Genomic DNA, 6,261 nt, shown 5'->3' with positions numbered 1-6,261 from the left:
GTCCACGGGGATCGACCGTGGACGGGCGGACGTCTGTCAGCTCACCGCCGCCACGCCTCGCGGACGCGGCCGCGCGGGTCCTCGCGCACCTCCCACCCGTCGCCGCCGATGACCATGGTGGCCCGGCGATCGGTGTCGTACGGATCCCAGCCGGGGTCCCCGGTGCGGGCGAAGCGCACCCACGCCCCGTGCATACGGTCGGCGAGTCCCGCGGGCGGGCCGTCGGGGCCGAGCAGCGCGCGCTCCCCGCGCAGCGGCGCCGGATCGAGGCCGAAGACGAACGGGAGCTCCACGGTGTGGGCGGCCCCGAGCCGCCCGCCGAGGGCCGGCGAGCGCCAGTCGAAGAGATAGCTGTACGTGGCCCCCGCGGACCGCTCGGCGTGCGCCCCGGCCAGCGCCCAGCTCCCCGCGCCGAACAGCGCGTCGCCCATGACGGCCGAGCGCAGCCGCCCGTACGAGGCATCGGGGCGCTCCGCGCGGTAGGCGGCCAGCAGCCCGTCCGGATCGGGGTGGGAGAGCTCCGCGGCGCTGCGGACATCCGCCTCTGTCGATGCGACGTCGGCGCCGGAGGGGGCGAGGTAGAGGTTGCCCTCCTCGGAGTTGACGCCGATGAGCAGATCGGTCCCGGCGGCGGCCCCGTGCCCGGCGGCGACGGCTTCGGCGGGCTGCTCGTCCACGACCAGGCTGAAGGGGCTGAGCCCGATCAGCGGATCGTAGGCGGTCGCGGTCCGCAGATCGACGCCACCGAGCCCGGCGGCCGCCGCGACCAGGTCCGCGTCCGACACCGTGTCGAACGCCCCGGCCTCCGGCGCGACGCCCAGCGCCGCCGCGGCCTCCTTCGTCACCCGCGCGGCCTGCTCGGGCGAGAAGGCACCCAGGCCGCTGCCGCTCTGCACGATGGCGCGCCGTACGAGGCCGTCGCCGCGCGGGGAGGCGATGGCGGCGCCGGTGAGGGTGGCCCCGGCGGACTGGCCGAACAGCGTGACGCGCTCCGGATCGCCGCCGAACGCCGCGATGTTCTGCCGCACCCAGCGCAGCGCGGCGAGTACGTCCAGGAGGCCGCGGTTGCGGGGCGCGCCGGGCAGGTCCAGGAACCCGGCGATGCCGAGGCGGTACTGGACGGTCACCAGGACGACGCCGGAGCGGGCGAACGCGGACCCGTCGTAGAGGCCCGCCCGCGCCGAACCGGCCACGAAGCCGCCGCCGTGGACGAAGACCATGACGGGGAGGGGCTCCTCGCCGCGATCGGGGCCGGGCGTCCAGACATCGACGGTCAGATAGTCGTCATAGCCGTCCCCCGTGTCTTCGGCGATCCAGCCGGGCCCGAAGTAGGGCGACATGTCGATGGCGCCCAGATTCCGCTCCGCCTGCGGCGCGGTCGGGCCGGGCGCGGTCGCGTCCCGGACGCCGGTCCACTTGTCGTGCGGCGACGGCGCGGCGAAGCGGCCGGCGCGGGACGGGGGCGCGGCGTAGGGGACGCCGTGGAAGACGGCGAAGCCGTCGCGGAGGGCGCCGCGGACGGCCCCCTGCGCGGTGGTGACGGTACGCGTCGTCATGCCTGTGCCACCGAGCCCTCCGCGGCCTCGTACGGGGCGAACGGCGCCCACTTCTTGATCGCGAACCCGTCGCCCGCGTGCTCGACCTCGGCCGCGCCGTGGCCCCCCAAGTGCGCGGGGAAGACGAGCGCGCTGTGGTCCGCCGCCCACCCCAGGACCCGGCGGCGCGTGGCGCGCGCCCCGGCGGGGTCCTCGCAGAAACAGCTGTTGTGGTGCGGATCGACGATCTGCATGGGGCTGTGCACGACGTCGCCGATGAAGACGGCGCGGTCCGTGCCGCTGGAGAGGGTCAGGACGTTGGAGCCGGGGGTGTGGCCGGGGGCCGAGTCGAGGCGGAGGGCGGCGTCGATCCGGTGGCTGCCCTCCCACAGGCGGACCTGCCCGGCCCGGTGCACGGGGGCGACGCTGTCCTCGAACACGTTCTGGTTGCCGCGCCCGAGCACGGTCGGGTGCCCGTTCTCCGGGTTCCAGAATTCGTAGTCGTCCTGGTGGACGAGGTAGGTGGCGTTGGGGAAGGTGGGGACCCACTCCCTGCCGTCCAGGCGGGTGTTCCAGCCGACGTGGTCGGTGTGCAGATGCGTGTTGATCACGATGTCGACGTCCTCGGGCGCGACGCCGGCCTCCGCCAGGCGGCCGAGGAAGCCGGTCCGCAGACGGCCCCAGATGGGCGAGTAGGGGCGCTCCTTGTCGTCGCCCGCCCCTGTGTCGACGAGGATCGTCTTCCCCTCGCTGCGCAGCACCCAGGTCTGTACGGCCGAGTGGACGGTGTTCGTACGCGGGTCGACGAAGTCGGGCGCGAGCCAGTCGGCGTTGGCGCGCCAGGCGTCTTCGGGGATGGTGGGGACGAAGGCCTCGGGCGTGAAGCCGATGGGGCCGTAGAACTCCTTGACGCGGGTGACGGTGACGCCGCCGAGTTCTATGCGGTCGGTGGGGTCGGTGAGGTCCATGAGGTGCTCCGTGTGGTTCTGGAAACCGGATCGGGAGCACCACGCTCGCCGGGCCCGCGCGGACCGGCCAGCCCCGCCGCTGCCTACCCCCGGCAGGGTCAGGCTGGGCCGTACGCGCCGAGGCAGACTGGAAGGCATGAGAGAACGCGGCCGCCTCGGGGACTTCCTGCACGCCCGGCGCTCCCAGCTGCGCCCCGCCGACGTCGGCCTGAAGGACTACGGCGACCGGCGGCGCGTATCGGGGCTGCGCAGGGAGGAGCTGGCGCTGCTCGCGGGCGTCAGCGCGTCGTACTACACGCGGCTGGAGCAGGGGCAGGCGACGGGCGCGTCGCCCGAGATCCTGGACGCCGTCGCGCGGGCGCTGTGCCTGGACGAGGCCGAGCGCCGGCACCTGCACGACCTCGCCGACGCCGGCCGCCGACGGACCCCTTCCCGCAGGCCGCAGGTCGAACACGTGGGGGCCGGCACGCTCGCGCTGCTGCACACCCTGGAGGGCGTCCCGGCGCTCGTATACGGCCGCCGCGCGGACGTCCTCGCGTGGAACGGGCTCGGCCACGCGCTGTTCGCCTCGCACGTGGACTTCGACGGCCCGCGGCGGACGGCGGAGCGGCCCAACCTCGCCAGGATGCTGTTCCTGGACGCCCACATACGGGAGCTGTACGTGGACTGGGAGGCGAAGGCCAAGGGCACGGTCGAGCACCTGCGCCTGGTCGCCGGCCGCCACCCCGACGACACGGTCCTGACCTCGCTCATCGGCGAACTCACGGTCCGCAGCGAGGAGTTCGCGGCCATGTGGACCGGCCACCACGTCAAGCCCTGCGCCGCCGCCCGCCACGAAATGCGCCACCCCCTGGTCGGCACTCTCACCGTCACCCACCAGAGCCTCGTCATCCCCCAGGCCGAGGACCAGCGGCTCACCCTGGCCGTCGCCGACCCCGGCTCCCCGTCCGAGGAGGCGCTGTCCCTCCTCGCCCGGACCAGTGCGGCGCCCGCCGCGGAACGGACCGGACGGGAGCTGCGCTCCGCCGAGAGAAACGGCTGAGGCGCGTACGGGCGTCCGTACGGCCCCTGCCCGCTACCACCGCCCCGGCGTCCGCCCGTCCACCGCGAAGAGCGTGCCGTCCGGCGCCGCCGCGAAGATTCTGCCGTCGGCGACCACGGGGGCGGGTACGAGTTCCAGGTAGCCGTGGCCGGCGCGGGCCAGGCGGGGGCGGGTCTGGCCCAGGAGGGTGTGGCGGTCCGTGTCCACGGCCAGCAGCCGGCCGTCGGCGGCGGAGAAATAGACCCGGCCGTCGCCCGCGACGAGCTGCGACGCGTTGGCGACGGACGTCTCCAGCCGCCAGCCGTGCCCGCCGCGCGCGGTGTCCACGGCCACCAGCCCGCCCTCGGCGCCCAGCAGATAGACCATGGAGCCGCGGGCCGTGACGCTGACCGCGCCGAGCGGCGCGGAGAGCCGCACGCGGCGCTCGACGCGCGTCGCCGGGTCGTAGCGGACGACGGCCGAGGTACGGGTGTCCGGCGCGGTCGCCGTGAGATAGAGGACGCCGCCCGGCCCCGTACCGGCCGTGGTCAGGGACCCCTCGCTCCGCCGCTGCCACAGCACCGTCCCGCGCACCGGGTCGACGGCGGCGATCCGGGTGTGCCGCCCGTCCGGGGAGGGCGTGACGGCGTAGGCCGCCCGCCCGTCGCCGTACGCGGAGAACTGCGGCTGGTCCAGGCCCGCCACCTTGTGGCGCCAGCGCTCCTTGTTCGTCGCGCTGTCCACGGCCGTGACCGTGCCGTCCGCCGCGACCAGCAGCACCGTCCCGCCCGCGTGGTAGACCCGCCCGCCGTACGCGGACACGTCCCGGGTCCACCGCACCCGGTCCGTCCGCGGATCGAGCGCCGTCAGCCGCGCGCCGTCCCGCGACACCACCTGCACCACGGAGCCGGACAGCACGGGCGCGACCGGCGCGTCGTTCCCTTTGGCGTCGTTCCCTTTGGTGGCATCCGCCGCCGGGCGCTTCCATGCCACCTTGCCGTCGGCGGGGTCGATACGGGCCGCCTGCACGCCGCGGCCGGAGCAGAACAGCGCCCCGTACCCGTACGAGCAGAACGTCGCCCGCACCTCGCCGCCCTTCCCTGCGGCTCCCGCGTACACCCCCGACTCCCACGGCCGCCAGCCGGCCGCCACCGGCGCGCGGTGCGGCTCCGTACGTTCCGGGGCGTCCGTCTGCCGCACCGCCCACGCGGCCCCCGCCCCGACGACGGCCAGCGCCAGGGCCCCGCCCGCCAGCAGCCGCGCCCGCGGCCGTCGACGCCTCGCGGGGGAGGGAGCGGGGGCGGCCGGCGGGACCGCGCGCCGCGGGGTGGGCAGGGCCTCCGGGGCACTGGCCGCGGACGCACCGCGCTGTACCGGAACCCGCGGCAGCGGCACGTCCGGCGCCCGTACGAGCGCGGTCCGCAACTCCGCCATCAGCGCGTCCGGCGTCGGCCGGTCCCCCGGCTCCTTCGCCAGGCACGCGCGCACCAGCGGCACCAGATCCTCCGGCACCCCCGCCAAGTCCGGCTCGTCGTGCACGACTTGATAGGCCACGATGTACGGGCTCTCCGACTCGAACGGCCCGCGCCCGGTCGCCGCGTGCACCAGCAGCGACCCCAGCGCGAAAACGTCGGCCGCGGGGCCGACCTGGCGCGGGCGCTGGAACTGCTCCGGCGCCATGAACGGCGGCGTACCGATCAGTTTGCCGGTCTCCGTGCGCAGTTCGCTGTCGTACGGCCGGGAGATCCCGAAGTCGATGACCTTCGGACCGTCCTCGGCCAGCAGCACATTGCTCGGCTTCAAATCCCGGTGCACGACGCCCGCGCGGTTGATGTCGCGCAGCGCCTCGGCGAGCCCGGCGGCCAGCCGCCGCACCGCCGCGGGCCCCAGCGGACCATTCCGCTTCACCCGCTCGGAGAGGGTCGGACCGGGGATGTAGAGGGTGGCCATCCAGGGCCGCTCCCCATCCGGATCGGCGTCCACGACCGGCGCCGTGAACGCCCCGCTCACCCGCCGCGCAGCCGCCACCTCCTGCCGGAACCGCGCCCTGAACTCGGGGTCCGCCGCGTACTGCGCATGCACGACCTTCACCGCGAGCCGCCTGCCGGAGGCCGACCGCGCCAGGTGCACGACGCCCATTCCGCCCGCGCCGAGCCGCGCTTCGAGCCGGTACTGACCGGCGTACTCCGGATCCTCCGCTTCCGGGCCCGTCCCGGTACTGCGCAGCGGCGGCATACCCCACCCCCGTGATCTCGGCCGCGTCCACGCGACGCCCGGAGCCTAGTCGATGGTGCGTACGGTTCCCGGGAACCGTTGCTAGCCTGCGCATGTCACCGGCCGAGGCGGCCGGTTGGGGCGCCGCCGCGTGCGCGGGGCCGGAAATTTCCATGGGGGAGGGCCGACATGGCTGTGGAAGAAGCCGAAGAACTCAACGAGGGCACCGATGTGAGCGCCGCGAGTGCCGTCTACTACCCGGTAGCGCCCGGCGTGCAGCTGAACGTCCGGCGCGGCCCCAGCACCACCAGCCAGCTCGTCAAGAAGCTGGCGGTCGGCTCGCGCGTCCCGATCCGCTGCCAGACCCGCGGCCAGCGCGTCTCCGGCCCGTACGGCACGACCGACATCTGGAACAGCATCGCGCCCGGCCAGTACGTCTCCGACGCCTACGTGAAGACGGGCAGCGACGGCTTCGTCACGGTGCGCTGCTCGGGCTGAGCGCCGCCCCCGCACGGCGCGTACG

The 6,261-nt window shown here is 75.1% G+C and carries 5 protein-coding genes; 2 read left to right on the top strand and 3 right to left on the bottom strand.

Translation table 11 applies throughout. From position 1 onward, the window contains the following. Positions 1 to 41 precede the first annotated feature (41 nt). Both ACFU99_RS29265 and ACFU99_RS29260 read right to left on the bottom strand, forming a co-directional pair. Positions 42 to 1,556 (bottom strand): carboxylesterase/lipase family protein, encoded by a 1,515-nt coding sequence (locus ACFU99_RS29265; protein WP_384397714.1) that lies wholly within the window; start codon positions 1,554 to 1,556, stop codon positions 42 to 44. Next, positions 1,553 to 2,503 (bottom strand): MBL fold metallo-hydrolase, encoded by a 951-nt coding sequence (locus tag ACFU99_RS29260; protein WP_384397712.1) that lies wholly within the window; start codon positions 2,501 to 2,503, stop codon positions 1,553 to 1,555. The genes ACFU99_RS29265 and ACFU99_RS29260 overlap by 4 nt, the downstream gene beginning before the upstream one ends. Before the next feature lie 136 nt (positions 2,504 to 2,639). Between ACFU99_RS29260 and ACFU99_RS29255 the strand changes: the two genes are divergently transcribed. Beyond that, positions 2,640 to 3,545, top strand: coding sequence for a helix-turn-helix transcriptional regulator (locus ACFU99_RS29255; protein ID WP_384397710.1), 906 nt, complete (start codon positions 2,640 to 2,642; stop codon positions 3,543 to 3,545). 33 nt (positions 3,546 to 3,578) lie between these two features. On the opposite strand, the gene ACFU99_RS29250 is transcribed toward ACFU99_RS29255, so the two are convergent. After that, entirely contained in the window at positions 3,579 to 5,759 is a 2,181-nt protein-coding gene (locus ACFU99_RS29250; RefSeq protein ID WP_384397708.1) for a PQQ-binding-like beta-propeller repeat protein, read from the bottom strand. 168 nt (positions 5,760 to 5,927) lie between these two features. Here ACFU99_RS29250 and ACFU99_RS29245 point away from each other — a divergent pair, with 168 nt between their 5' ends. Further along, positions 5,928 to 6,236 carry an SH3 domain-containing protein gene (locus tag ACFU99_RS29245; RefSeq protein WP_384397707.1) on the top strand — a complete coding sequence of 103 codons (309 nt, stop codon included), beginning with the start codon at positions 5,928 to 5,930 and terminating at the stop codon, positions 6,234 to 6,236. Positions 6,237 to 6,261: the final 25 nt, after the last annotated feature.

Source organism: Streptomyces sp. NPDC057654 (assembly GCF_042800135.1).
In the GTDB taxonomy this organism is placed as follows: Bacteria; Actinomycetota; Actinomycetes; order Streptomycetales; family Streptomycetaceae; genus Streptomyces.
This window is presented reverse-complemented; position numbering and strand designations above follow the sequence as displayed.

Bases quoted from the DNA above. Each gene is read 5' to 3' on its own strand.
- ACFU99_RS29265 (WP_384397714.1), bottom strand. From the start codon at position 1,556: ATGACGACGCGTACCGTCACCACCGCGCAGGGGGCCGTCCGCGGCGCC.
- ACFU99_RS29260 (WP_384397712.1), bottom strand. From the start codon at position 2,503: ATGGACCTCACCGACCCCACCGACCGCATAGAACTCGGCGGCGTCACC.
- ACFU99_RS29255 (WP_384397710.1), top strand. From the start codon at position 2,640: ATGAGAGAACGCGGCCGCCTCGGGGACTTCCTGCACGCCCGGCGCTCC.
- ACFU99_RS29250 (WP_384397708.1), bottom strand. From the start codon at position 5,759: ATGCCGCCGCTGCGCAGTACCGGGACGGGCCCGGAAGCGGAGGATCCG.
- ACFU99_RS29245 (WP_384397707.1), top strand. From the start codon at position 5,928: ATGGCTGTGGAAGAAGCCGAAGAACTCAACGAGGGCACCGATGTGAGC.